General features: G+C 41.3%; 30 protein-coding genes and 1 tRNA gene. 13 read left to right on the plus strand and 18 right to left on the minus strand.

The window, feature by feature from the left end; genetic code table 11:
- Nucleotides 1-77 precede the first annotated feature (77 nt).
- The 3 genes from rpaB to SYN7509_RS0217535 are packed head-to-tail and all read left to right on the plus strand — an operon-like array spanning nt 78 to nt 2001.
- Nucleotides 78-806 carry a response regulator transcription factor RpaB gene (gene rpaB / locus SYN7509_RS0217525; RefSeq protein WP_028954407.1) on the plus strand — a complete coding sequence of 243 codons (729 nt, stop codon included), beginning with the start codon at nt 78-80 and terminating at the stop codon, nt 804-806.
- Between the two features lie 10 nt (nt 807-816).
- Nucleotides 817-1473 (plus strand): cofactor assembly of complex C subunit B, encoded by a 657-nt coding sequence (locus SYN7509_RS0217530; RefSeq protein ID WP_009633431.1) that lies wholly within the window; start codon nt 817-819, stop codon nt 1471-1473.
- A gap of 9 nt (nt 1474-1482) precedes the next feature.
- Nucleotides 1483-2001: a DUF456 domain-containing protein gene (locus SYN7509_RS0217535; protein WP_009633432.1), complete on the plus strand. Its 519-nt coding sequence runs from the start codon at nt 1483-1485 to the stop codon at nt 1999-2001.
- Between the two features lie 175 nt (nt 2002-2176).
- Here the strand turns inward: SYN7509_RS0217535 and SYN7509_RS0217540 are convergent, their stop codons facing one another.
- The 9 genes from SYN7509_RS0217540 to SYN7509_RS27770 all read right to left on the minus strand — a co-directional run bounded on the left by SYN7509_RS0217540 (nt 2177) and on the right by SYN7509_RS27770 (nt 9012).
- Complete coding sequence (locus SYN7509_RS0217540) at nt 2177-2473, minus strand: hypothetical protein (RefSeq protein WP_009633433.1); 297 nt, start codon at nt 2471-2473, stop codon at nt 2177-2179.
- Between the two features lie 97 nt (nt 2474-2570).
- Nucleotides 2571-3212: an SDR family NAD(P)-dependent oxidoreductase gene (locus tag SYN7509_RS0217545; protein ID WP_009633434.1), complete on the minus strand. Its 642-nt coding sequence runs from the start codon at nt 3210-3212 to the stop codon at nt 2571-2573.
- The gene (locus tag SYN7509_RS0217550) at nt 3209-3970 is read right to left on the minus strand and encodes an alpha/beta hydrolase (protein WP_009633435.1); all 762 of its coding nucleotides are present in this window, start codon (nt 3968-3970) and stop codon (nt 3209-3211) included. Before SYN7509_RS0217550 ends, SYN7509_RS0217545 begins: the two co-directional genes overlap by 4 nt.
- On the minus strand, nt 3967-4722 hold the full coding sequence (locus tag SYN7509_RS0217555; protein ID WP_009633436.1) for a class I SAM-dependent methyltransferase family protein: 756 nt from the start codon (nt 4720-4722) through the stop codon (nt 3967-3969). Before SYN7509_RS0217555 ends, SYN7509_RS0217550 begins: the two co-directional genes overlap by 4 nt.
- 16 nt (nt 4723-4738) lie before the next feature.
- Nucleotides 4739-5791: an aminotransferase class V-fold PLP-dependent enzyme gene (locus SYN7509_RS0217560; RefSeq protein ID WP_009633437.1), complete on the minus strand. Its 1053-nt coding sequence runs from the start codon at nt 5789-5791 to the stop codon at nt 4739-4741.
- On the minus strand, nt 5791-6384 hold the full coding sequence (locus tag SYN7509_RS0217565) for a CDP-alcohol phosphatidyltransferase family protein (RefSeq protein ID WP_009633438.1): 594 nt from the start codon (nt 6382-6384) through the stop codon (nt 5791-5793). Before SYN7509_RS0217565 ends, SYN7509_RS0217560 begins: the two co-directional genes overlap by 1 nt.
- Nucleotides 6381-7043, minus strand: a complete 663-nt coding sequence (locus SYN7509_RS0217570) for a lysophospholipid acyltransferase family protein (RefSeq protein WP_009633439.1) — start codon at nt 7041-7043, stop codon at nt 6381-6383. The genes SYN7509_RS0217565 and SYN7509_RS0217570 overlap by 4 nt, the downstream gene beginning before the upstream one ends.
- Nucleotides 7040-8053: a Rieske 2Fe-2S domain-containing protein gene (locus SYN7509_RS27765; RefSeq protein ID WP_009633440.1), complete on the minus strand. Its 1014-nt coding sequence runs from the start codon at nt 8051-8053 to the stop codon at nt 7040-7042. Before SYN7509_RS27765 ends, SYN7509_RS0217570 begins: the two co-directional genes overlap by 4 nt.
- Nucleotides 8053-9012, minus strand: a complete 960-nt coding sequence (locus SYN7509_RS27770) for a phosphatidate cytidylyltransferase (RefSeq protein ID WP_009633441.1) — start codon at nt 9010-9012, stop codon at nt 8053-8055. Before SYN7509_RS27770 ends, SYN7509_RS27765 begins: the two co-directional genes overlap by 1 nt.
- 306 nt (nt 9013-9318) lie before the next feature.
- On the opposite strand from SYN7509_RS27770, the gene SYN7509_RS0217585 reads away from it, so the two are divergent.
- Together SYN7509_RS0217585 and SYN7509_RS26285 are read left to right on the plus strand one after the other, a co-directional pair.
- A complete protein-coding gene (locus tag SYN7509_RS0217585) occupies nt 9319-9666 on the plus strand; it encodes a hypothetical protein (protein WP_009633442.1) in 348 nt (115 codons plus the stop codon).
- Nucleotides 9663-9968, plus strand: coding sequence for an HNH endonuclease (locus SYN7509_RS26285; RefSeq protein WP_009633443.1), 306 nt, complete (start codon nt 9663-9665; stop codon nt 9966-9968). Before SYN7509_RS0217585 ends, SYN7509_RS26285 begins: the two co-directional genes overlap by 4 nt.
- 94 nt (nt 9969-10062) lie before the next feature.
- On the opposite strand, the gene SYN7509_RS0217595 is transcribed toward SYN7509_RS26285, so the two are convergent.
- Entirely contained in the window at nt 10063-11448 is a 1386-nt protein-coding gene (locus SYN7509_RS0217595) for a DUF3370 domain-containing protein (RefSeq protein WP_009633444.1), read from the minus strand.
- Between the two features lie 163 nt (nt 11449-11611).
- Between SYN7509_RS0217595 and minC the strand changes: the two genes are divergently transcribed.
- From minC to SYN7509_RS26290, 4 genes are all read left to right on the plus strand, one after another.
- Nucleotides 11612-12409, plus strand: coding sequence for a septum site-determining protein MinC (gene minC / locus SYN7509_RS0217600; RefSeq protein ID WP_009633445.1), 798 nt, complete (start codon nt 11612-11614; stop codon nt 12407-12409).
- Nucleotides 12406-13212 (plus strand): septum site-determining protein MinD, encoded by an 807-nt coding sequence (minD, locus tag SYN7509_RS0217605; RefSeq protein WP_009633446.1) that lies wholly within the window; start codon nt 12406-12408, stop codon nt 13210-13212. The genes minC and minD overlap by 4 nt, the downstream gene beginning before the upstream one ends.
- A gap of 29 nt (nt 13213-13241) precedes the next feature.
- Nucleotides 13242-13535 carry a cell division topological specificity factor MinE gene (gene minE / locus SYN7509_RS0217610; protein ID WP_009633447.1) on the plus strand — a complete coding sequence of 98 codons (294 nt, stop codon included), beginning with the start codon at nt 13242-13244 and terminating at the stop codon, nt 13533-13535.
- Nucleotides 13536-14062: 527 nt separating this feature from the next.
- Nucleotides 14063-14785, plus strand: coding sequence for a hypothetical protein (locus SYN7509_RS26290; protein ID WP_009633448.1), 723 nt, complete (start codon nt 14063-14065; stop codon nt 14783-14785).
- A gap of 64 nt (nt 14786-14849) precedes the next feature.
- Here SYN7509_RS26290 and SYN7509_RS0217620 read toward each other — a convergent pair whose 3' ends face one another.
- The 4 genes from SYN7509_RS0217620 to SYN7509_RS0217635 form a co-directional block, all read right to left on the minus strand.
- Entirely contained in the window at nt 14850-16250 is a 1401-nt protein-coding gene (locus SYN7509_RS0217620; RefSeq protein ID WP_009633449.1) for a ferredoxin:protochlorophyllide reductase (ATP-dependent) subunit N, read from the minus strand.
- 126 nt (nt 16251-16376) lie between these two features.
- Entirely contained in the window at nt 16377-17024 is a 648-nt protein-coding gene (locus SYN7509_RS30210) for a DUF5331 domain-containing protein (RefSeq protein ID WP_009633450.1), read from the minus strand.
- 29 nt (nt 17025-17053) lie between these two features.
- Entirely contained in the window at nt 17054-17917 is an 864-nt protein-coding gene (gene bchL, locus SYN7509_RS0217630; RefSeq protein ID WP_009633451.1) for a ferredoxin:protochlorophyllide reductase (ATP-dependent) iron-sulfur ATP-binding protein, read from the minus strand.
- A gap of 508 nt (nt 17918-18425) precedes the next feature.
- On the minus strand, nt 18426-18680 hold the full coding sequence (locus SYN7509_RS0217635) for a TIGR02450 family Trp-rich protein (protein WP_009633452.1): 255 nt from the start codon (nt 18678-18680) through the stop codon (nt 18426-18428).
- Nucleotides 18681-18810: 130 nt separating this feature from the next.
- Between SYN7509_RS0217635 and SYN7509_RS0217640 the strand changes: the two genes are divergently transcribed.
- Together SYN7509_RS0217640 and clpB are read left to right on the plus strand one after the other, a co-directional pair.
- Complete coding sequence (locus SYN7509_RS0217640; protein WP_009633453.1) at nt 18811-19503, plus strand: Uma2 family endonuclease; 693 nt, start codon at nt 18811-18813, stop codon at nt 19501-19503.
- A 121-nt stretch (nt 19504-19624) separates the two neighbouring features.
- Nucleotides 19625-22255, plus strand: a complete 2631-nt coding sequence (gene clpB, locus SYN7509_RS0217645; protein ID WP_009633454.1) for an ATP-dependent chaperone ClpB — start codon at nt 19625-19627, stop codon at nt 22253-22255.
- A 27-nt stretch (nt 22256-22282) separates the two neighbouring features.
- Here the strand turns inward: clpB and SYN7509_RS0217650 are convergent, their stop codons facing one another.
- The gene (locus SYN7509_RS0217650; protein ID WP_009633455.1) at nt 22283-22831 is read right to left on the minus strand and encodes an SRPBCC family protein; all 549 of its coding nucleotides are present in this window, start codon (nt 22829-22831) and stop codon (nt 22283-22285) included.
- A 211-nt stretch (nt 22832-23042) separates the two neighbouring features.
- Here SYN7509_RS0217650 and SYN7509_RS0217655 point away from each other — a divergent pair, with 211 nt between their 5' ends.
- Together SYN7509_RS0217655 and SYN7509_RS0217660 are read left to right on the plus strand one after the other, a co-directional pair.
- A complete protein-coding gene (locus SYN7509_RS0217655; RefSeq protein WP_009633456.1) occupies nt 23043-23624 on the plus strand; it encodes a thioredoxin family protein in 582 nt (193 codons plus the stop codon).
- 48 nt (nt 23625-23672) lie between these two features.
- Nucleotides 23673-24725, plus strand: a complete 1053-nt coding sequence (locus tag SYN7509_RS0217660; RefSeq protein ID WP_009633457.1) for a threonine aldolase family protein — start codon at nt 23673-23675, stop codon at nt 24723-24725.
- 16 nt (nt 24726-24741) lie between these two features.
- On the opposite strand, the gene SYN7509_RS0217665 is transcribed toward SYN7509_RS0217660, so the two are convergent.
- The 3 genes from SYN7509_RS0217665 to hisF form a co-directional block, all read right to left on the minus strand.
- Nucleotides 24742-24814, minus strand: a tRNA-Ala gene (locus SYN7509_RS0217665).
- A 165-nt stretch (nt 24815-24979) separates the two neighbouring features.
- Nucleotides 24980-25171 (minus strand): hypothetical protein, encoded by a 192-nt coding sequence (locus SYN7509_RS0217670; protein ID WP_009633458.1) that lies wholly within the window; start codon nt 25169-25171, stop codon nt 24980-24982.
- A gap of 72 nt (nt 25172-25243) precedes the next feature.
- Nucleotides 25244-26017, minus strand: a complete 774-nt coding sequence (gene hisF, locus SYN7509_RS0217675) for an imidazole glycerol phosphate synthase subunit HisF (protein WP_304412706.1) — start codon at nt 26015-26017, stop codon at nt 25244-25246.
- Nucleotides 26018-26059 lie beyond the last annotated feature (42 nt).

Here is a 26059-nt window from a genome sequence, read left to right on the forward strand (position 1 = left end):
TAGAACAAAAAATTAACGAAGCCCTGCGTGCGCGCTTGCGCTATCGCCAGATTTCACTCGTAGGAGAGTTATTAAAATTGGAAAACCATAAAGAAAAAATCCTAGTAGTAGATGACGAAGCTAGTATTCGCCGGATTTTAGAAACTCGGTTGTCGATGATTGGCTATGATGTCGTTACCGCCGCCGATGGCGAAGAAGCTTTAGAGATTTTTCGTAAAGCAGAACCAAATTTAGTAGTTTTAGATGTGATGATGCCTAAGCTTGATGGCTATGGTGTTTGTCAAGAATTGCGTAAAGAATCAGACGTACCCATTATTATGCTAACAGCCCTAGGAGATGTAGCCGATCGCATCACGGGGTTAGAATTGGGCGCGGATGATTATGTAGTTAAACCTTTTTCCCCTAAAGAGCTAGAAGCAAGAATTCGCTCGGTACTGCGGAGAGTTGATAAAACGGGTACATCGGGTATTCCCAGTTCTGGAGTTATCCATGTTACCAATTTACGCATTGACACCAATAAGCGGCAAGTTTACAAAGGCGACGAGCGCATCCGGCTTACAGGCATGGAGTTTAGCCTATTAGAGCTACTTGTTAGCCGCTCTGGGGAAGCTTTTTCGCGCTCGGAGATTTTGCAGGAAGTATGGGGTTATACTCCCGAAAGACACGTTGATACTCGCGTGGTTGACGTGCATATTTCCCGGTTACGCGCCAAGTTAGAAGACGATCCTAGCAATCCCGAACTAATCTTGACAGCTAGGGGTACGGGTTATTTGTTTCAACGCATTATTGAGCCTGGAGAAGAATAACTAGCAATTTATGGCGAAACCAGACCAAAACCAAGTTTTGCGCCGTTTGCCAATTGTGGTAGGGGCGATCGCAGGTGTATTGCTACTGATTAACCGCCTACTCACCCCAGAGCTTACCAGTTCTCAATCGCGGGCGGATGCTTTGGGAGTTATTTTGAGTGCGGTATTAATTTTGACGGGTTTATTGTGGCAGCAAGTGACACCGCGATCGCCTGATGCTGTTAATTTGATTGGCGAACAAGGTTTTGAGCTTGCGCCCGATTTGCCCGAAGAAGTCAAAACCGAATTAGCTTGGGCAAGTCACTTATTGCTAACTAACACCGTCACCAAAGCAATAGTAGTTTTTTACCAAAATAAAGTATTGCTGCGGCGGGGAATTTTGGGAAAACAAACAGAAGTTAAACCCGGTGCGATTTTGCAGCGAGTGCTAGATAAACAAAAAGCTATTTATTTAGTCAATCTGACTATTTATCCCGGAAAAATTGAGTTTGATTATTTGCCCGAAAATACTCAAGGAGCGATCGCGCAACCCATAGGCGATCGCGGGGTATTAATTCTAGGGGCAGATGCTCCGCGCAGCTATACCAAGCAAGATGAGAACTGGATTAGTGGTATTGCCGATAAAATCGCTGTCACTCTTATTAATCATTTACCCGATACAGGTTGAAATTGTTTTATGTTAGCTCTCTACTGGTCGCTTGTGGCAGTAATGGTTATAGGAATTATTGGGGCTGTTGTACCTGCAATTCCTGGTACTAGCTTGATATTGGTGGCGATTTTGATTTGGGGATTTGTACAAGGATCGTGGGCAAGTATCGGTTTACCTTTGGGAGTTGCGATCGCTGTTCTAATTATGGGAATTGGGATTGATTTACTTGCTACTTACTGGGGAGCAAAACGCGCTGGCGCGAGTAAATGGGGGCAAATTGGCGCAATTGTCGGTTTAGTAGTCGGTATTCTTGGGTTATTGCCTGCTTTGCCTGTGGGTGGCCCACTATTAGGTATTTTAATCGGGCCATTACTGGGAGCAATTATCGGTGAATATTTATTTCAGCGCGATTTGAAACTGGCATTAAAAGCGGGAATAGGTATTGTTGTCGGTTCTTTGATTGGCAACTTAATTCAGGGAGTGCTGGCGATCGCGGTGGTAGGAGTATTTTTATATACAACTTGGGGACAAGTATTTGCTGTCTAAAATTTTAGTTAGTTTGCTATCTCATTCAAGCAGCAGTAGAACTAATCAAACCTTCTATAAATTCAAGTTATCTAGACGAGCAGATCGCTAAAAAGTTTACGAGAGTGCATGAAGCAGTAGTATTTGCATATTTAGGCAGCATTATAGATGATGATATTGGTGTCAATTAAAACTTTCATTGCAAATATCTTTCTATCATCCTCTCCTCCAACATGGTTTGAACTTCAGTATCCGTAGGAGCGAGCTTATCTGTTTTCAAAAAACCACGCATTTGTTGAATTAAAGCTTCCCATTCTGCACAGGAATCTTGAATAGGACTACTAGGATTAGAAGTAAATGGTTGTTTAAGCGGTGTTTGATTCACTGAACTATTTAGCTCATTTTGCAGCGATTCAATAATGAGATTTACTAAAGTAAGGCGATCGCTCACAGATAACTTAAAAGCTTGTTCTTTGGTTTCTTGTAGAGACATAGCGTGTTTTTAACTCTAGTATCTAGCTTATTGCAACTAATTGGGGGATTGATAAGAGCGCGTTTTATACTTTGCTATTGATTAGCGCGATCGCAATTCACCACAATAAAGTTGCTATACCTGCAAGTATAGGACGACGACCTACACAACGATGCCCTAATAGTACATTTTTAACTAACTTATCCGCCGTTGGACAAGTAGATAATTTTGGTGGTTTACTGAGTTTTTCTGCTAATTTTCCTTGCAAATCTGAAGGCGCACGGGGCGGAAATACTAAGCTTAGAGAAACATTGTCTTTTAAGGTGCGCGATTGAGATTCCGCCCAAGTCCATAAAGCGCCCTGAGTCGCGCTAAAATGCCCTAAATTCGGTAAGCCAATTCGCCCATTTTGACCTAAAAATACACCAATTCTGCCTTCTCCTGCCGCTTGCATTTGTGGTACAACGCTTTCAATTAGATGGATAGGAGATATCACATTTACTTGCATCATTGTCTCTAAGTCATCAAAAACTGCGGCACAGTGAAACAATGCTGATGGTGTCTCTAATTCTGGTAGTTGTAAAAGTCGCAAATCGCAATGATGCCATACTAATTCTTTGTTTTGCGATCGCGCCCACAATATTAAATCTTCTGGAGGCGATCGCGTTAACGCCACTACGCGCCAATCTAGCCGTAATAAACTCAATACTACATTACGACCCCAAAACCCTGTAGCACCTGTCACCCAAGCGGTTTTCATGGTAGGAGAAAGTTATTAATTTCTTGGTATACGCGATCGCGTTCTACATCTAATAAAATAATATGGTCTGATTTTTCTAACCAGCAAAGTTTTTTCTCTTTAGAGCCGATTTGCTGATAAATTATTTTTGCACCATTAGGATCGACTACTGTATCTTTTAACGACTGGATAATTAATGTTGGTACTTCAATTTGCGGTAACAAAGGTTTAATTGCGTTAATCAATTCCAATGCGCTTTTAACTGTTGGTAAATTAAAGGTTTTAAAAAATGCCGCTTCTTCAGCCGCTTTTCGCATAACTTTATCGCTAATTGGCAATCTTAATCGAGGTACATCATTAATTAATCTACCTACCGAAGCTAGATAAGTTTCGGGTTTTAGTAAGTAATACCATTCGTGCTTGATTGCTAAAAATGGGCTAAGTAAAATCAAATTTTCCACAGGATTTGTAGCAGCTAAATATAACGCTAGTGGGCAACCTGTAGAAAATCCAACTACTGAAACGTTGGCATATTTTAAACTTAGCTTTTGATAGGTTTCTTCTATGTGTTCGTACCATTCTTTCCACTTAGAAGCTGGCATTTTAGGCATAAGTTCCGCATGACCTGGATAATTTATACCTTGAACAGCTAAACCGCGTTTATGCAAGTATTCTCCTAATAGCTGCATCTCATATACACCGCCACCTAAGCCATGTAGAAGTAAGCAAGCGCGATCGCCTGTGGATTCTAATAAAAACGGTTGATTGCTTAATTTCATCTTTTTACCATTGTTCCTACAGCAAAATAATCGTTACGTTGCAGGGTTTCTAGTTCCCAACCATAGGGTTTTGCCCAATCAATTAATTGTTGTGCTGGACGCAATACTAATTTCCAAGGTTTTTGATTTAGATCGACTAAAGTTTCTTGCAATAGTTTCAAATCTGGATGATTTTCTTCAATAGTAAAAACCCATCTTGCGCCGGGTTGAGTAATAGCTGAACCATTATTTAAAACTTTTTTAATCTGCTCGTCTTCTGTCAAAATGTCAAAGAATCCAGAAGATACTAAAATATCGGCTTTTTGGCTGGCAAAAGCAGATAAATTAAAAGCATCGTTATGTTTAAAAATAATATCGCTGCGTCCTTGGTTAGTAGCTTTTGCTTTTCCTTGAGTGACGGCTTCATCGTTGTAATCGCCAGCAATAATAGTTGCGCGATCGAAGGGTAATAAAAATAAATAAGAACCGACACCCGCCGCTAAATCGAACACTTGAGGATGGTTGTAATTAGAGATTGCATCATTAAGTTGAGTTACTAGCATTTGACGGCGCGATCGCACTCCATCCCAAACTTTATTTGATAGATATATCCGGTCAATTAATACCCCTAATGGTGTGATTCCCTGGGGTTTATTTTCATAGACGTACTCCAACATTACACCAGAATCAAAGCCCGTTCTCCAGCCTAAACTAATGCCTTTGCTGAGTTTACCAACAGTTTTGAGTAAAAAACGTAAAATTTGATATTTCATTGCTTTTAGGGGTGATTTAACGGTATTCGAGCTTACATTTCCATAGCCAATCAACGGTTTTGGATAAACCTTTCATTGAGTTAAAAATATGCGGCGATAGGCGGACATAATCACCTCTTTGGGCGGTAATAATGCGTTTTTTATAGCCATTTTTAACAATTAATTCTGCTTGTCCCAATCCTGGATCGAAGCAAAGAAGACCAGACCATCTTTCAGGACAAGATACAACTTTCCAACCCATTTCTAACAAGCGTTCGTGCAGGTAATCACGGCGTTGTTTTACACCTTGAGTTATATTTTCCCAACCATAGTTTTGAAAGTATTTTAAATTAGTTTCAAAGCGGGCGATCGCTTGCGGAGAAGACCAGCTTAATTCCCAACCCCGCGCGGTTTTACTCATTTCTGACTGCACCAAAGGCGGCTGATTTAATCCCAGCCAAGTAGGAAAAGGTGCAGATAATCGGCTTAAAACTCTGGGACTAATAACTAATAAAGCGAGTCCCAAACCCGAAGCTAACCATTTTTGCGTCCCTGCACACCAAAAATCAATTTCAGGACACCAACTAGGTTTAACTCCCGCCGATTGAATCGCATCTACACAAGTCCAAATCTCTTTAGCGCTTGCTTGTTTTACTACCTGTTGCCAAGGTTGTTCTATCCCAGTTGTAAAGTCAACGGTGGAAATGCTAACCATTTTTACAGATTCATCCCAAGGTTGCGCCCAATCTTGCACGGCTTGCGCTTCAACTCCAAAGCGGTCTAAACTCTGCCAAGGTAAAACATTAGCGGGAAAATCATTAGCTGGATACATCACGGTGTCGCCGTTTTGCCAATTTAGACTGTGGGCGGCGATCGTTAATGCCATGCTAGTAGAAGGTACAAAGGCAACTTGTTCGCTGTGACACCCTAACCATAAAGCTACACTTTCTCGTAGCTTATCAACTCGTTTAACCCAGTTTGGTAACAGAATATTGCCCATAAGTTCGGGGGCGATTAGGCTGTGCAAGTAGCTTTGTAAAGTTAAAGGTGCAAGTCCCGCCCAGTTTAGATAAGTAATTCCGGGAATCATTAGGCTGTTTGGGTGTTAATGTCACGGATAGATCGAAATATCCGTAAGCCAATAGTTAAACCGCAACCGATACACATTCCGGGTATAACGTATTGCCATACAGGGAAGCCAAACGCCGCCACAATACAGCTAATACCAATAATTGCCAGCCTGTCAGTTTGTCCGCAAGGGCCTACCGATTGGGTTTTACTTCCCGCCGTTAAACCAAGTAAACCAAAGGTTTGCACCCAGCTTGTCAGGATAATTAGGGCAATAATCCATGTAAGTTGACTGTGAGGAAATAAGCCCAAAATAATCAGTAAATCGGTGATTTCTCCCGGTAAACGGTTGAGATAAGCCCCTAATGGAGATGTTTTGTTAAATTCTTCTGCAACTAAGCCATCTAAGGTACTAAGTAACATTCGTAATGCGATCGCAATTATCGCCCCAATCCACCAACCTTTATACAAACAGTAAGCTGTAGCTAAACCGGGTATTAGTGTCGAACACGATAACCAATTGGGTGATAATTGATTGATTCCAGGAATTTTCCTGAGTAAAGCCCGTAACGTATATTTAGCTTGATACAAACCCAAATCAATTTTAGGAGTCATAAAAATAATTCTTGTTTAAGTTGAGTAATTAACTTGTCTAAGTCATTACCTGTATAAGGTTCTCCAAAGGTAACTTCTAAATGCTGAAATGGTCGCCACCACCGCACGTCTACTGACCACGCAGATTTAGTTCCAGCCAAATGTACGGGTAAAATTGTCCAACCTTCTTTTAGTAATATTTTTAGTAATCCGCGTTGAAGTTGGCAACTTTTACGGCTACCACTGGGATAAAACAAAATCCAGCCAGAGGTTGCAGCTTTTAAGCGATTTCGCCATTGTTTTAATTCCATGACGCTAAGGCGATCAAAAGCTACAGCTTGACATAATAATGATGCGGCTAACGCCCGATTAAGTTGACAAAAAAAGTAGTCTGCGGCGGCTAATACAACAACTTGACATCGGATTTTGGCAGGTAAGGCGGCAAGTAAAGTAATAGTATCTAGGTGTGATTGATGGTTTGCTACAATGGCAATGCGATCGCCTGTAGGAATTTGCCCTTTTACCGTTAGCCGATATTGCAATCTTAATAGTGTTACTGCAAGCCAACTACCACAAAGCCGCAAAGTGTCCCATGTTAAATCTGGTACGCGCGGGTAACTCCCTAATCTTTTAGTTAAAGGATCTCCCAAATCCGGCGCTGGTGCATACTCGAATCTCATACTGGTTTACCTTGATAAACAAAGGGTTCAGAAGTTAAAGGCTGTTTTCCATCAGTCTGATTTAAAATAACTTTGCGGACGGCGTGAGAAACTGGATTAGTTTCGCGGCTTAAGTCTTGACTATGTAAGTTATACGCCCGTTGTTCTTCTTGTACCGCGCGGATATCTTCAGCAAACACTTGGCGAAATGTACCTTTATCTAAAATTGGGTGCAGCAATTTTAAAATCCAAGGCATCCCGCGTATATGGCGAAAGTAAAATGTTGAATAAACCCATGTTCTTTGTGGTGCAATAGGGACATAAACTACAAATAAATAAAATGCCCCATCCTCCGACCATAAATGAAAGTAAGGATACTCATACATGACATGGACGCGATTTTTGCCGGGGTGAGAAATCAGCGCCGCGAGTAGCCTGGGGGTATCAACTTCATAGATGGCGTTTACAGTCCGTAAGTCACTTTTTAAAGACAATAGTTTAGGATTTGCCCAAGGTTGGGCGCTTTGATGCAAGTCTGCATGAAATAAATCGGTGGCATTTTCGGTAATATAGCTAAAATGACAGCCAACTTCTCCTTGCATCGGAATCGGATGATAATTATTGCTGTGAACTGGGGGAATTTTTGGTAATGGTACAGAATCGGCTAAGTTTGCATCACCTAAAAATACCCACAACCAGCCGCCATACTCTTTAACAGGGTAAGACTTAAGACAAAATTGCTTGTGTATATCCATACCCGGAATATCGGTACATTGACCGCTAGGGGCAAATTTCCAGCCGTGATAACTACAAACAAGTTTGTTCCCAACTCGGCGACCAAATTTACTTAAACGTACTCGTTTATGCGGACAAGCATCTTCAAAGACGCTGTAGCTATTATTATTTTTGACAACAACTAATTCTACCGTTCCCACTTTCGCCGCTTTAACTCCACTACGCGGAAAGCTTTTAAGATGGGCAACTGTCCACCAATAATCGAGATTAACACTACACTGGCGTACATCTTCCATTAGTAGCCAAAGCCTCCATGAAAAAAGCGGACTGTGTGAAAAAATACTGGCGCAACCCACAGCAAACTATCGATTCTGTCTAAAATTCCGCCATGTCCGGGTAAAAGTGCGCCAAAATCTTTAATTCCCAAATCGCGTTTAAAGGCACTCATTACCAAGTCGCCAATTTGACCGCCGATACCTACTATTAAACCAATTATTCCTACTAACCACCACTGAAAATGAGGAAAAGCAATTTGCCAGTTGAGAAATGCGATCGCAATACTTGACAATAAAGCTAAAAGCGAACCTTCTACAGTCTTTTTAGGCGATATTTCCGTCCAAGTAGTTTTACCGAATAATTTACCCCACAAAAAAGCTAAAGCATCGTTAAATTGAGTCGCCAGTACCATAAACAACACATACCCTAACCCATACCAAGACTGACTTAAAAAGCTAATATGCGCTAGAAACCAACCAAAATAAATTAGTCCAATCGCTGATAAGGAAATATGTTGAATTGCCCCTTTAGATTGGTTAGTAAGTATAGGTAAAGTTGTAATTCCAGCTATTCCCCAAATTGGCAACGCCATAAATAGCCCGTACTGATTAAAAGCCGCACACAAACCCAATCCGACAATTAAAATATCGACAATAATACAATAAGCCCGATGTTCGTAAAGTCCTGTACTACGGGCAAATTCTTTAAAACCATAGATAGAAACTAAAGTAATTGCGATCGCCCATGCACCCGAACCCAGCCACAAAGGTATAAAAATTACCGGTAACAAAATCGCCCAAGTTAAGAAAGGCTTCTTTGCTACTTCTAAGGGTTTTAGCCAAATAAAAGCGCCTAATAACGAATAAACAATTGCCGCCAAACCAGAATAAAAAGCTAAAGGAATAAAGTTGTTAGTAATGTTATTACTTATTAATTCAATCAAATTGAATGATTGAGCGATCGCATTTATACTGTTCATATTTATTCAAGCTAATACTGTCGGGAGTTGCAGCCATTTTTTAAGTAGTTGCATTCAAATACAAACAATGTATTGCTAATTCCAGAATGCTCATTGATTTAGCAGATACTTATAAATATATTTAGTTGCTGGTATAAACTAAAAAGTAGTATGCCAATATTTACAGCTAACACTATTAAGCTTGACAAAACAGCTTATGCAAGGTATGGCAAAAAAATAATAAGTATGGTCAATAATGCTGCTTGAACTAGCTATGGTAGAAATGCAAGTTCAAAAATCTAGCGGCTCTCAACTCAATATTAAACTATGCCTAAAATCACTTTAGAAGTCAGCGAAGAACTGGCAGAACAATTGGCAACTATGGGCGACAAACTCCCTGAACTCCTACGCCAGAGTATACAAAACCCAGTAGTGCCAGCCTCTATTTATCGCTACATCCTCAACTTTCTGACAAGTTCACCTACACCTGCACAAATTGCGGCTTTTAAACCAACTACAGAAATGAGCGATCGCTTACAAATTTTACTCAACCGTAGTCAATTAGGCAAACTCACCACTTCAGAACTTGCTGAACTAGATGAATACGAGCATATAGAACATTTAATAATTATGCTCAAATCTGGCAATTTGCCTCATCTGACAAGTAATCCGTGAGTGTTACTTACATTCCTAGTGCGTTGCGCCGCTTGGTAGAAAAACGTGCCAATTACAGATGTGAGTATTGCCAACTTTTGGCAGAGGTCGCCTTTTTCTCTCATGAAATAGACCACGTAATAGCTGAAAAACATGGCGGTGCAACTGATGCCAACAACTTAGCTTTTACTTGTTGGCGTTGCAATCGCTACAAAGGAAGCGATCTCGGCTCCTTCGATCCTCAAACAGGTGCTTTTAGTTTGCTATTTAATCCTTGGCTTCACCCCAGAAGGACGCACCACTATAAAATTGCTTCAAATTAACAGTGAAGAACGACGTGAAGAAAGGCAACGCTTGTCTGACTCATAACATTAGCCCAAAAGAGTTATGGCATTTAAATTTTTTATGATCCGCTAGCTACTCTAAAGTCCCAATAGTTAAGATTTGCGGTGGCGTAGAATCTGGGGGATAAATCAATTCCAACTGCACCATACGGCGGCTTGAAGGAGACATTTTCACTGAAAGCATGGGATCTAGCACTTGCCCAACACGATGCCACAAATGCACGTAGCGCGTCTGTGGTTTGCCGTTGTCGTCACTGTAACGCAGGCGGACTGTACCCCGAAAAAAAGGAAAATCTAAGGATGGTTGACGAAAACGCGCCCCTTTTTGACTTAGTTTGTCTTCTTTTAAAGGCGTAGCCAGGGTTAAAGTTACTGTTTGAGCTTTTTGAGTTGAATTAAGCAAAGGAATAGAAAGGTTGTAAAGAACGCCATAATTCCCATGAGATTCATAAGCTGTATCTGGGTATCGGGCTAACATCTTGGCTGTTTGCACTTGTCCTGTCCCCAATCTGCCACCTTTGAGCGTATTTACAGCATAAGAAATAGCTTTCCCTGGGGCAGGAATTGTCAAGTTTTTAGCTTGGGGATTGTCTGTAAGCAAAGCTTGCCATTGCGAACCTTGCGATATACCTGCAACTCTACCGTAGATTAATTGACCGCTAGTTTGTTCGGGAGGAGTGGGAGTTTTGTCACGGGGACTTGAAAGGCTGCTAGTAGTTAGTAATTGCTCCCATTGGGCTAAAGTGGGCGCTGGATCGCTTTGTTGTTTGGCAAACATTGCCAGACTTGCTACATAAACTTTGCCACTACTATTTAATTGCATCAATGTAGATCGCCCGTTAACAGCTTTAACTAAATCGCGGACGGGAATCGGCGAATTTAGTAACATTTTGCTTTTTCCTGGGGCAATTACTAGCTTTTGAGGAAACCCTGCTTGACGGACACCTCGTAAAACATCGCTCACAGCGCGATCGCCTGGGCCAGAATAAGTTTTACCATCATTATTTTCTAAATAAGATAATAAAGTGACATAAGGCGCTTCTGGCAACAAATAACTAGCGGCGGCTAAAACATCTATAGTTACAGGCTTTTTACCTGGGTTGTTAACGATTATCCCTAAATAAAGCGTTTGGGAATCTTTGGGATAGTAGCTGAAATGGTGAGCAAATAAATCAAAATGCCCCTCCAAAGGATAGTTAAGGTGGGCGGATGATACTTTTTTGTTTGTTGAGGGAAAAGTTGACAGTAAAATCCCGTCAGCTTTTACCCCTTCAGGACTATTGCTATTGAATACCGGAATATTGTCTAACTTGCCTGGTAATGGTAGAACTTCCTGGGATTGAACGACTTCTTTAAACGTAGCTTGGGCAAAAACTAACTTGGGAATTGGCGACAAATATAGCAAAGTAGCTAAAGATGCGATCGCCCCATACCCAATTTGTTTAGGAGTTTTTATCATTGCAGTTAAATATCAAGCGCGATCGCCAAAGGATTATTTTCTAGAGATTCTAATTAGAAATAATTTAGTATGGTATTCATTAAGTGAGTAGATTTGCTTTTTTAACTTAATAAAAAAAGTCGTCCTTACCGAAAATCCTAAACTTGCCTGCCCTTATTTTTGCATGACCTCTGATTCTGCCCTACCTGAAGTTGTTTCTGACCTTACTCCCGCTACAGAAGAAATAAAGGTTAATTTCCAAGTGCGCTTTAAAAGCGAGGCGGATCGAATGCTCTTAATTTTGCCTACCGAAGCAGAAATACCCGCCTCGGCAAACAATTGGTCAGAAATTTGGCAACAGATGAAACAACGCTTAAATGCTGGCGAAAGATTTTGGCAACCTCATACCCAAGTAGAACTACTGGCTAACGATCGCTTATTAGATGGCAGACAATTACAACAAATAGCCGATGCTTTAAGCGAAGTAAAACTGTCAATGGAGCGAGTTCGCACTAGCCGCCGTCAAACGGCTGTAGCGGCGGCAACGGCTGGTTATTGCGTCGAACAACAAGCCTCTGTAACAACTTTGGCAACTGCGCCTACCTCCTCTACTCCCCCCTTGATAGAACCGTTATATTTACAAATGACGATTCGTTCTGGCGCTGAGATTCGCCATTCTGGTACAGTAGTCGTGTTAGGAGACATCAATCCTGGTGGTATTGTAGTTGCAAATGGCGATATCCTAGTTTGGGGTCGCTTGCGGGGGGTTGCTCATGCGGGTGCTAATGGTAATGTCAAATGTTTAATTATGGCTTTGCAAATGGAACCAACACAACTACGAATTGCAAATTATGTAGCCAGAGCGCCAGCTAACCCACTGGAGGAATACTATCCTGAAGTTGCTTACGTTACTCCTGACGGTATTCGTCTTACCAAAGCTGCTGATTTTTCTAAGTTGTCGTCCCAGTTTCTACCATCATGAGTCGCATTATCGTCACAACTTCTGGTAAAGGCGGAGTAGGTAAAACCACCGTCACTGCAAACTTAGGTATGGCTTTAGCCCGATTGGGTAAACAAGTTGCTTTAGTTGACGCGGATTTTGGTCTAAGAAATTTGGATCTATTACTTGGTTTAGAAAACCGGATCGTTTACACGGCAATTGAAGTTTTTGCTGGCGAATGTCGGTTAGAACAAGCGTTAGTTAAAGACAAGCGCATCCCCAATTTGGCGCTGTTACCCGCCGCGCAAAATCGGACTAAAGAAGCCGTAAGTCCCGAACAAATGACCGAACTTGTTGGCACTTTAACTAAAACCTACGATTATGTAGTTATTGATAGTCCCGCAGGCATTGAATTAGGGTTTAAAAATGCGATCGCACCAGCGAAGGAAGCTTTAATTGTTACTACCCCAGAAATTTCCGCAGTCCGAGACGCTGACCGCGTAGTAGGCTTACTAGAAGCCCAAGGAATCAAGCGCATTAATCTAATAGTTAATCGTCTGCGTCCAGCAATGGTACAGCTAAACGATATGATGTCAGTGCAAGACGTGCAAGAAATTTTGGCAATTCCCTTAATTGGGGTAATTCCTGAAGACGAGCGCGTGATTGTTTCCACCAATCGTGGCGAACCATTAGTATTATCGGAAACACCATCCTTGGCGGGAACGGCTTTTGATAACATCGCTCGTCGTTTGGAAGGACAAACCGTTGAATTTATCGATCTAAGTGCGCCTCCAGATAATATATTTTCTCGAATCCGCAAATTATTGCGGACAAAAATCATTTAAGCGATGTTCCTTCTCCTGTTTCTACTGCTATGATTAGCGAACTTTTGGATCGGCTTTTTCCTCTGCCTCGTAATAGTAATGATAATAGTCGTGCGGAAGTCAAGCGACGGCTACAATTGGTGATTTCCCACGATCGCGCCGATCTAAATCCAGAAATGCTGGAAAAAATGCGCCAAGAGATTTTGGAAGTAGTGTCGCGTTACGTCGAACTTGACCTAGAAGGGCTAGAGTTTTGTTTAGAAAACAACCAACGAGCAACGGCTTTAATTGCTAATTTGCCTATTCGCCGCGTCAAAGAAGAAGTAGAGCCACAGGCTAAGTAGTTGTACGTAGCAACTGGCATCATTTTTTTTGCTCTAGCCGGGTAAAAGTAGCTGGCAGGGCTAGTTTTATTGGGTACGGAAATCTACTTACAAACTTTTGTGGGCAAAAATGCGAGCGCATTTTTGCCTGTTGAGTTGCCATGGATAAATTAAGCAAAAAAATTACTGAATAGGAATAATTTATAAACTTTTTATAAATTATTCGTACAATTTTTTATACATAAACACTGGCAAACCTAATTACGCAAAGCATTTAATACTTTTATTTATCTATTAGTGAGTATATTTTTTTGATGAACTATAAGTATAAACCGTAACTAGCAAGGGAAATTATGTCATCTTTGATAAAGAAACAAATTTCAAACTTACGTAAATCTAATTACTGATTAGCTTACATAAGTATAAATATTGCAGTGAGGCTCTAGTGTTTTCCGCAAAGGTTGCCTTACCTGCGAGTAACTCGATACAGATAACACCTCAAAATCTCCGTAATATCAACAGTTACCTTTTTTGGAGCATTCAATTCCATGTCTAACCTCGCAAAAACTTCAACTTTAACCGCTAGTGTATTGGGCTTACTAAGTCTATCAACTGTCCTTTCTGCTGCACCATCTCAAGCCGCAGTTATCAATGGTAGTTTTGAGCAGGGGCTTTTTGGATGGCAGAGTCAGGGTTCAGTAGGAGCTATCGACGATTCCCTAGGTGTTAACCCCACGGATGGTTATTTTCAAGCTGGTTTAGCTACTTACAACAGCACTCCTGCTGCTTCTTTAGAAGGATTTTTAGGTTTAAGTGTTGGTAGCCTAAGTACTTTAGGAAATGGCGTAGCAAGAGGCGGTGCAGCGATTAGACAAACCTTCACAGCAAATGTTGGCGATGTTATTAGTTTTGATTGGAACTTCCTCACCGATGAAGGTACGCCAAACGCCCGTAACAACGACTTTGCTTTCTTCTCTCTTACTGGTTTGACAGAATTAGCAGATACCAATGTCTCCTTTTTCGATTCTTTGTCACCATTTCGCGAAGAAACTGGCTATCAGACGACTTCTTACACCATTACTACGGCTGGAACCTATACTTTGGGCTTAGGCGTAATAAACTCAGGAGATTTTAAAGTTCAATCCGGCTTGTTAGTAGACAATGTTCGCACTGAAACTGTACCTGAGCCTGCTTCAATGTTGGGTATATTAGCTTTTGGTGCTTTGGGTGGTAAGAAGCTATTGAAGCGCAAGCAAAAAGTTGCCGAATAGTAAACTATAGCGCGATCGCTCTTTTTAACTGCTATGTCTCTAGACATAGCAGTTTTTTAATGTCTTAGATTTTAGCTTCTTCTTTAACCAACTTCTCCCAACCCAAATCTTTGAGGTTATTGTTGCGACGCAAAGGACGAGTTACCAATTCTAAAATGTCACGAGCGTTAGTAAAGCCGTGAATTTGAGCAAAGGTAAATTCTACCGACCACTTAGTATTAATTCCCCGCGCTTCTAGCGGATTTGCGTGCGCCATCCCTGTAATAACTAAGTCTGGGCGAGTTTCTTGAATGCGTTGAATTTGATTGTAATTATCCGGCTTTTCGATAATTCTGGGCAAAGGTACGCCCATTTCTTTGCAAGTATTCTCTAACATCGTCAACTCTGCCGCTTGAAAGCGCTTATCCATATAGGGGATGCCAATTTCTGGTACAGTCATCCCACAACGCACCAAAAACCGCGCTAAGGAAATTTCTAGCAAGTTGTCGCCCATAAAAAAGACCGATTTACCGCGAATTAGCTGCAAATAATCTTCCATACTTGCCCAAATTTGCGCTTCCCGCTCGTCTAAACCCTTGGGAGTAATACCAAGTACGGAGCAAATTTTTTCAATCCAAGCGCGAGTTCCATCGGGGCCAATAGGAAAAGGTGAACCAATTAACTTACACTTGCGACGGCGCATCAAAGTTGTTGCAGTGCGGCTAAGAAAAGGATTGACACCAGAGACATAATAGCCTTCTTCAATTACAGGTAATTCGGTATATCGCTTAGATGGTAGCCACCCAGATACTTTAATCCCTTGCTTTTTGAGTTCCAGTGTTAGCTGTGTAACTACAGGATCTGGTAAAGAACCAAATAAAACTAAGGGTGTATGGTTGACATACTCCGACTCATCGGTGGCAATATCTTCCTTTTTTTTACCAAAATTGAGTAGAGAGGCGATCGCATTGCGTTCTTTTTTCTCCGATTCTACTACCGATACTTTCTCTGGACAACGCGCTGCCATAGCAGCAAGTACCGTATCTTCCCCTTGAGTAAAGGCATAATCTAAGCCATTAGCACGAGCAGTTACAATTGGGATGCCAATTTCTGATTCTAGTTTGGGTGCTAATCCTTCCAAATCCATTTTGATAATTTCGGTGGTACAAGTACCAATCCAAACTATTACACTAGGATTGCGATCGCGCTTGATTTGCAAACATAACCGTTTTAGTTCTTCATAATCGTTTAGTTGCGCCGAAATATCGCCTTCCTCTAGTTCCGCCATTGCATAACGAGGTTCGGCAAAAATCATTACTCCCATAGCGTTTTGCAGGAAATAGCCGCAAGTTTTTGTGCCAATTACCAAGAAAAAACTATCTTCAATTTTCTGGTAAAGCCAAGCTACGCAACTAATCGGGCAGAAAGTATGATAGTTACCAGTTTCGCATTCAAAGGTTAAAGCTTCAGTTTGAGCTACGGTCATAAATTTAGTATTCTCCTCTTTAATTTTTAAGGACTCAGTAAAATTTGTGTTTTTAAAGATACGGCAACAGGAATAACTGCTAATTTTTGAGCAAAAAAAATTCCGCTCTTTTCAAGTTACCCTCTGTTAATAGTTGGGAAATAGACCAGAAATATCTTGAGAGCCTTGAACTTCTTGCTGTTCATCTGCTGTGACTTTGTTGGATGTAAGTTCAACCATTACTTCATCTCCTTCACCCAAAAACACATCGCCAAAATCATCTAAGGAATTTACAACAGAATTATTCTCTGTTGTTGTAAATTCCTCCATTTCGTCAAAGGCAATTTCATCGAGAGATGTGATAGTAAATGCTGCTTGTTCTTGGAAAGCCTTGGGGACGGATGAACCGCCCCCCAAGCTTTCCGCTTCGTCAACAACTACAACAAATTCATCATCAAGGTTAACTTGCAACAAATCATTGCATTGCGTTTGTTGTTTTTGTGCATCAATAGTGGCTTGAGAACTGTTACCCAACATCAAATCTGGATCGAAATTCAACCCTAATACATCAATTAAAGTATCTACATTCGGATTCAGCTTCGAGAAAGGCAACATTAATTCTGCAAGCTGCGGTTCTAGCGCATTAATTGCGCCCAGGATGAGGTAAGACGGCGGGCGTTTGCCACCGTCAGGAGTAGCAACGCCAGAATGCAAGCTAATCCAGAAACGATTGCTTTGAAAATATTGCAACCACCTCTGTTTCAACGAGTTTTTTAGACTACCAAAAAAAGCCATTGTTTCTTATCCTCATCCTTCAAACTAGATTAAACCATCATCAAATCTAGTTTTTCTTCCTGACTTGCGGCGGGAGTTGTGGGATTGAGATAGAAGTCAGACAACAAGGAGAACAATTCGCGGTCTGGAGCATCATTAGGTACAACACCCTCTGGTCGTGCCAAAATTTGATCGGCAATACTGAGATAGTAATCGCAAACATAATTTAGCGAAGGGTCTGTTTCTGCCATTTCAAACAAAGTTTTACCTTTAACGCGAGATACGCGGATATCTTCAATCAAAGGCAATACTTCTAATACAGGCATGGGGACAGCTTCTATATACTTCTCAATCAAATCACGCTTGGAAGTGCGGTTGCCAATCAATCCCGCTAGGCGCAAAGGATGAGTCCGCGCTTTTTCTCTTACAGAAGCAGCGATACGGTTAGCAGCGAATAAAGCATCAAAGCCATTATCGGTAACGATTAGGCAATAGTCGGCGTAGTTTAGAGGCGCAGCAAAACCACCGCATACCACATCACCCAAAACATCAAACAAGATAATATCGTACTCATCAAAAGCGTTGAGTTCTTTGAGCAATTTTACTGTCTCTCCTACCACATAGCCACCGCAGCCAGCACCCGCCGGAGGCCCGCCAGCTTCTACGCAATCTACGCCACCGTAGCCTTTATAAATGACATCTTCCGCCCAAACATCTTCGTAGTGATAATCTTTTTCCTGAAGCGTATCGATAATTGTGGGAATTAAAAACCCAGTCAGGGTAAAAGTGCTGTCGTGCTTGGGGTCGCAGCCAATTTGCAATACTTTTTTGCCACGCTTGGCTAAGGCAACAGAGATGTTACAGCTAGTTGTAGATTTGCCGATACCACCTTTTCCGTAAACTGCAAGTTTCACTTTATTTTTGGCTCCTATCGTTGTTTATCGAACTGCTAGTTAAAAAAATCAGTCTACTAGCTTGGTTGTTTTTTATCTTTCCGGTCTGTGATTGAATTATTGTTCAACTCCGGCGCAAAAGAAAGGGGGTTGAAAGATAAGTATAGGTTTAAAACACGTTTAAACCCTTTATGTGAATGCTTGTGAATAAAAAAAGACTCAAAAAGCCCTCTCAATCATTTATAAAGCTGTAAGTAATTATTTAATTACTGTTTTTTATAAAAAAGGTAACAAAAAACAAATATGCACAAGCCCTAGAAGCTGCTAAAAAAAAGAGTTCAGCGATAAAGATAGAACACAACACGTACTTGTTATCTGAAGTCTAAGCCAGTGTAAACAGCCTGTAAGCGGTATTTACTTGGAGAACAGATAGTTTTGCCCAGAGTTTGTAACTAAGCTAAGAACGAGATTAGAGCAAAGCTGGCTACTTATGTTAAAAATAATAAATTTTGTCCAAATAGCTGTATTTCTAGGAAACATCGCCAATGTTTTCTTCTATTTCCTGCAAAGACTGCCAACCTGCTTGCCATTGGGAAGCATTTTTGAGCAATTTGGCATTTACCCAGAAACGCACCAGAGGATCGCAAGCTGCGACCATTTCCGCAAAAACCCATTTGCCTTGATTTTTGCGATTGACAACTTGAAAATGCCGCCAACCGTCTATTTTTTGCTGTGCTGTCCATTTAGAACCAACTAAGTAAGGAAATTTTTGTTTTTTTTGCATAATTTATAAGTTATTGGCGGTTATAAAAATTAGACCTTTTTTGCAAGAATGGTAGCCAAATATTTCTGTAAACGGGAGGTCTATACAATAAAAGAAATCGCTACCTTATATTATTAACCGGGAGATAATTATGACTGCCGCAGCAAATCTGAGTGTAGACCAAGACATTATTTACCCAGACAGTGACGGACAGCCAATGTCGGATAATACCAAACAGTTTGAGTGGATAGTAACCATCAAAGGAGGACTAGACGCTCTATATAAAGATGACCCCAATGTATTTGTTGCGGGGGATTTGCTTTGGTATCCGGTATACGGCAACAATAAGCTTAGAGTAGCTCCCGATACGATGGTAGCGTTTGGAAGACCCAAAGGTTATAGAGGTTCGTACAAACAATGGCTTGAAGATAATATTGCGCCACAGGTAGTGTTTGAGATTCTCTCTCCAGGTAACACCCTTAAAGAGATGGCGAAAAAGCTAGAGTTTTACGAAGTCTATAGTGTAGAAGAATACTATTTATACGACCTGGATAAGAACGATCTAAGGATCTGGAACAGGGTTGAAGGACGTTTAACTGTAGTTGAAGTAACTCCAAGTTGGGTAAGTCCGCGTTTAGGCATTAGATTTGAGCTAAATTCAGAAACTATGCAGATTTATCGACCAGACGGGCGACCTTTTGCAACTTATGTAGAATTGGATCGGCAAAGAGAAACTGCCGAACAGCACGCCTCAGACGCACAACAAAGGGCGGAAACTGCCGAAAAAAGAGCAGAAGAACTAGCGGCAAAGTTACGCGCTTTAGGTATCGATCCTGATGCTTAGAAATATCTTTTGGGTGGAAATACACCTTAAATAGTACGTGAAGTCCGATCCACCAAAAACTTATCTGTTTCTACAATGAGCTTATAAAGAACTATTTATGCTAAGGCGGTTCATAAAATCTATGCAACCAACCAATCCTAACCAATTTACAGAAAAATCCTGGGAAGCGATCGCCCATACTCCCGATATAGTTAAAGCTCATAGCCAACAACAGATAGAAAGCGAACACTTAATGAAGGCTCTTTTAGAGCAAGACGGTTTAGCTAACAGTATTTGGACGAAAGCAGGAGCAAATATCCAAAAACTGCGCGATCGCACTGACCAATTTATTCAAAAGCAACCCAAAGTGTCGGGGAGCGATAACGTATATGTAGGACGCAGCCTAGACACGCTACTAGATCGCGCTGACACTTACCGCAAAGAATTTAGCGATGAATTTATTTCTATAGAACATCTAATATTGGGTTACGTCAAAGATGAGCGCTTTGGCAAAAGCTTAATTAAAGAATTCGGCTTGGATGAAACTAAGCTTAAAAACATTATTAAAGATATTCGTGGGAGTCAAAAAGTGACCGATCAAAGTCCAGAAGGCAAATACGAAGCACTGGAAAAATACGGACGCGACCTTACCGAAGCCGCAAAACAAGGCAAACTTGACCCCGTAATTGGACGCGATGACGAAATTCGCCGCACAATTCAAATTTTGTCCCGTCGAACTAAAAATAATCCTGTACTGATTGGCGAACCTGGTGTAGGAAAAACTGCGATCGCTGAAGGATTAGCACAAAGAATTGTCGCAGGTGATGTACCTCAATCTCTCACTGACCGCAAACTCATTAGTTTAGATATGGGTTCGTTGATTGCTGGTGCTAAATTTCGGGGAGAATTTGAGGAGCGTTTAAAAGCTGTACTCAAAGAAGTTACCAATTCGCGCGGCAATATTATTCTATTTATTGACGAAATCCATACGGTAGTTGGTGCGGGTGCAAGTCAAGGCGCGATGGATGCGGGAAACTTACTTAAACCCATGTTGGCGCGGGGAGAATTGCGGTGTATTGGTGCGACAACTCTAGACGAGTACCGCAAGTACATTGAAAAAGATGCGGCTTTAGAAAGACGCTTTCAGCAGGTGTATATTGAGCAGCCAAATGTTGAAGATACGGTGTCAATTTTGCGCGGTTTGAAGGAACGTTACGAAGTTCATCATGGGGTAAAAATCTCTGATAGTGCTTTAGTTGCTGCTGCTATGCTGTCCAATCGTTATATAAGCGATCGCTTTTTGCCAGATAAAGCAATTGATCTAGTAGACGAAGCCGCCGCCAAGCTGAAGATGGAGATTACGTCTAAACCAGAAGAATTAGACGAAATCGATCGCAAGGTTTTACAGCTAGAAATGGAACGGTTGTCGCTGCAAAAAGAAACAAACGCAGCTTCTAGAGAAAGGTTAGAAAGAATTGAAAGAGAACTTGCCGATCTTAAGGAAGATCAAAGAGCAATGAGCGCTCAATGGCAATCGGAAAAGGATGTAATTTCAAAAATTCAGAAAATTAAAGAAGATAGCGATCGCGTTAACGTCGAAGTTCAGCAAGCCGAGAGAGACTACGATCTCAACAAAGCCGCCGAGCTAAAATACGGCAAACTAACCGAATTGCAAAAGCAGCTAAAAGAAGCCGAAGCAGAGCTTAGTCAAGCGCAAACAAGCGGTCAATCTTTACTACGAGAAGAAGTAACCGAGTCTGATATCGCCGAAGTTATTTCTAAGTGGACGGGTATACCGATTAGCAAGTTAGTGGAATCGGAAAAAGACAAGTTGCTGCAATTAGAAGACGAGTTACATAACCGCGTTATCGGTCAAAATGAAGCCGTTACCGCCGTTGCTGATGCTATTCAGCGATCGCGCGCTGGACTTGCCGATCCTAACCGTCCTACCGCTAGTTTCATTTTCCTTGGTCCCACCGGAGTAGGTAAAACAGAACTAGCTAAAGCAATAGCTGCCTACTTATTCGATACCGAAGAAGCGCTAGTTCGGATTGATATGTCGGAATACATGGAGAAACACGCTGTTTCTAGGCTGATTGGTGCGCCTCCAGGGTACGTAGGTTACGACGAAGGGGGACAACTAACGGAAGCGCTGCGCCGCCGTCCTTACGCCGTGATTTTGTTTGATGAAATTGAGAAAGCGCACCCCGATGTATTTAACATCATGCTGCAAATTCTCGATGATGGGCGCGTTACTGATGCTCAAGGTCATACGGTGGACTTCAAAAACTCCATTATTATCATGACTAGCAATATCGGTTCGCAGTACATTCTCGATTTGGCTGGCGATGATTCTCAGTATGATGAGATGTATCGGCGGGTAATGGAAGCAATGCGCGGTAGTTTCCGTCCTGAATTTCTCAACCGGATTGATGAAACAATTATCTTCCACGCCTTGCAAAAAAATGAGTTGCGGCAAATTGTTCAGTTGCAAGTAGTGAGACTAGCAGATAGGTTGAGCGATCGCAAAATATCGTTAAAACTCTCTGATTCTGCTTTAGACTTTTTGGCAGAGGTAGGCTACGATCCCGTATTTGGTGCGCGTCCGCTCAAACGTGCAATTCAAAAAGAGCTAGAAACTCAAATTGCTAAAGCCATCTTGCGCGGCGAGTTTCACGACGGCGATACTATTTTTGTAGATGTCGAAAATGAACGGATTGCTTTTAAACGATTGCCATCGCAATTAGTTACAACCCAACCTGGAGCGTCATAGATGTAGAGACGTTGAACTGCAACGTCTCTACAATCCACAAATCACCTGGCGCATTGTTCGCATATTTGCAGGTAATTCTAGCTGCATCGCTTGCTGTATAAACATTGTTGGGATGGGAATATTTGGGGTTGCTTGCACAGCGTAAGTAAGCAGAGTTCCATCTTGACAATCTTGCAAGCTCAAATCGGCAGCAAAATCGATAAAAGTACCAGTTTCTAAACGAAACTGAATTTGCTGCTGCACTACTTCAATCACATTTAAGTAAACTTCTACTTGCGCCGTAAAAAACAAAAAGGCTTTTTTCGCCGCTTGATATAAGCGCTTGGCTTCCCCTCGGTGCAAAACTTCGCTTTTAGTCACATCAGGAAAATACTGCACCCAACGAGGGTAATCTGTGACTTGTTGCCAAACGTGCGATCGCACCAAAGGTAAGTACATTGTAGCTGTTACCGCCCCGCCCCAATCAGAGTGCGATCGCGTTTTGACTAAAATTTCTCCCCCAATCATAGCTATTTGCTGAAGCTTACTCCACTCAACAACCGATTTACTTGCATTACTAGCAGAAAATTCATTCATTCTACGTGCGAAGTCTCCTACACCAATAAATACAAAAAGTGTAAATAGTTACATGAATTTAGTTAACTCAATCACTAATTATCACCTGACTGTCTAGCAGTTTTGTAAAAAGATGCTAAACCTGTGATAAAGGTTCCAAGAATTTATCTATTAAAATTAGTAAATAAACAAGCACCGCTAATATTAAGTAAATTCAAAGGGAAAAAATATCATGGCTTTGACTACTTCAACTATGTTGTTATTAGGTACTAAAGCGCCAGTCTTTAAATTACCCGATGTATTATCTGGTCAATTAATTTCGTTAACTGACTATACAAAAAAACAGGCAATTTTAGTCATGTTTATTTGTCAACATTGCCCCTTTGTCAAGCATATTAAGACTCAATTAGCGCAACTTAGCAGCGATTATGCTAATAGTAATTTGGGGGTTATTGCTATTAGTTCTAATGATGTCAGCAATCACCCAGACGATGCGCCGGAATACTTGCAAGCTATGGCGCAAGAACTTAGCTTAACTTTTCCTATTTGCTATGACGAGAGTCAGGAAATAGCCAAAGCTTACACCGCAGCTTGTACACCGGACTTTTTTTTATTTGACGCTAATCAACAGCTAGTTTATCGCGGACAACTTGATGATAGTAGACCCAGCAATGGCAAACCTGTTAATGGTAAAGATTTACGCGCAGCCATTGAGGCAGTTTTGGCAGGAAAAGCTGTTGATGGAGAACAAAAACCAAGTGTGGGTTGCAATATTAAGTGGAAGCCTGGGAATGCTCCTAGCTACTATGGCTAATGATCTATTCGTGTTTTTAAACTAACAATTTTAATTATTAATATAAGCATGAATTTTTGTAGTGATAATGTAACGGGAATATCGCCAGAAATATTAACCGCTTTAGCTAAAGTAAACCAAGGTGCAGCTATGCCTTATGGCGAAGATGAATGTACCAAAAGGCTACAAACCAAGTTTGCGGAATTATTTGAGACGGATGTTACAGTTTTTCCTGTAGTTACCGGAACGGCGGCTAATGCTTTAGCTTTATCTGTGCTAGTTCCACCTTTTGGAGCAATTTATTGTCATTCGTCCGCACATATAAATGTCGATGAATGCGGTGCGCCAGAGTTTTATACAGGTGGGGCAAAATTACTTACACTTCCTGGCAATAATGGTAAATTATCTGCACAAGAATTGCAAAATGCGATCGCACTTTCAGGCATTGGTGTTGTCCATCACGTCCAACCTGCGGCTATTAGTATTACCCAAGCAACAGAAGCGGGTACAGTTTACAGCAAATCTGAAGTTCAACAAATTGCTGAAGTTGCTCGTACTCATCACCTTAGCCTGCATATGGATGGAGCGCGATTTGCTAATGCGGTAGCAACTTTAGGTTGTTCTCCCGCCGATATCACTTGGCGTTGTGGTGTAGATGTATTGTGTTTTGGCGCGACTAAAAATGGCGCTATGGCGGCGGAAGCTGTAATATTTTTCAACCGCGATTTAGCTCAAACCTTTGACTATCGCCGTAAACGTAGCGGACACTTGTTTTCAAAAATGCGATTTTTGTCAGCACAGTTAGAGGCATATATAACTAACGATTTGTGGCTAAAAAATGCCGCTCACGCAAACCTAATGGCAAAGAAACTAGCAATGGGACTTACTAAATTACCAGGAGTAGAACTTTGTTATCCGGTAGACGCAAACGAAGTATTTATTCAGCTACCCGAAACTGTTATTGCGGGACTAATAGCCGATGGTTTTAAGTTTTACCGTTGGGAAGGAGAGCATTCAACAATGGTAAGGCTAGTAACTGCGTTTGATACAACCAATGAATCAGTTGATGCTTTGATCAAAGCGGCTTATTCTCACTCTGTTAGTGTTTTGAGCAATTATTAAGTTAGCCTGAAAATAATGGAGAATTGGGGAGTCGAACCCCATACCTCTTCCATGCCATGGAAGCGCTCTACCAAATGAGCTAATCCCCCGAATCATTACACTGTCTTTTTTCTAGCACCTCTTAGAACCCATTGTCCACACTCTAGAGGATGATGACGTGCTAATAACTAAGTTCTACTTAGTCACAGTGCTTTGTTAGCATCTCTTAATAGTTGTTTACTTGTCAAGCTTATTGATAAAAGTTTATAAATTAATTAAGAAATCTTCAGTAAATAATTAAGACAGTTGTGCATAAGAAAATAAACTACTAACATTGCTGCTGCCGAAAAAGCCACTAAAGTTCCTGCCAACATTAAGGAAAATTCTCGCTTCTGCACCGCCGCATCCATGAGGTGCAGCGACCAAGCCACCAGCGCCACATCAAAAACTAATATAGAAACGAGCATATATTAAGAAGTTTAAATTTTATTAGTACATCTTAACATAAGTACAAAAAATCAGCAGGAAGGGAGATTTTGTCAAGGGTTGCGGACAAGACAAGAGCGATCGCGCAAGTAATTTTTGATTTGAGAGACGCTAAGATGTCCGTAATGTAACAATGAAGCTAATAGCGCCGCCTCTGCCTTACCTTCGGTTAATGCCTCATAAATGTGTTCGCAGTTGCCCGCACCACCAGAAGCTATAACGGGAATTTGTACCGAAGATGCGACTTTTTTTGTTAGTTCTAAATCATACCCAGCTTGCGTACCATCCGCATCCATACTTGTAACCAATAGCTCCCCAGCACCGCGCTGTTCGAGTTCTTTTGCCCAAGTTAAAGCATCTAACCCTGTATTTTCTCGTCCGCCGCGCACGTACACATCCCAGCCGGGATTTGTGGGATCTTGCCTACGCCTAGCATCAATAGCAACAACGATACATTGATTGCCAAAGCGATCGCTGGCGCGGTTAATTAAGTCTGGTTGGCGCACGGCGGCGGAATTGATACTAACTTTATCTGCCCCTGCCCTTAACAAATTTTTAATATGTTCTAATGATTGAATACCACCACCAACAGTTAGGGGGATAAAAACTTGCTCCGCAGTCCGGTACACAACATCAATAATTGTGTCTCGATCTTCATGGGTTGCTGTAATATCCAAAAATACCAATTCATCCGCCCCAGCCTCGTTATAAACCTTGGCAAGTTCCACCGGATCGCCAGCATCGATTAAATTAACAAAATTAACACCTTTAACTACTCGTCCGGCATTGACATCTAAGCAAGGTAAAATTCTTTTGGCAAGCATAATAATTTTAAAAGATTTTAATTATATTGAGAATTTTTTATTGCA

Origin of the sequence: Synechocystis sp. PCC 7509, assembly GCF_000332075.2 — a bacterium.
Classification (GTDB): Bacteria; Cyanobacteriota; Cyanobacteriia; order Cyanobacteriales; family Chroococcidiopsidaceae; genus Aliterella.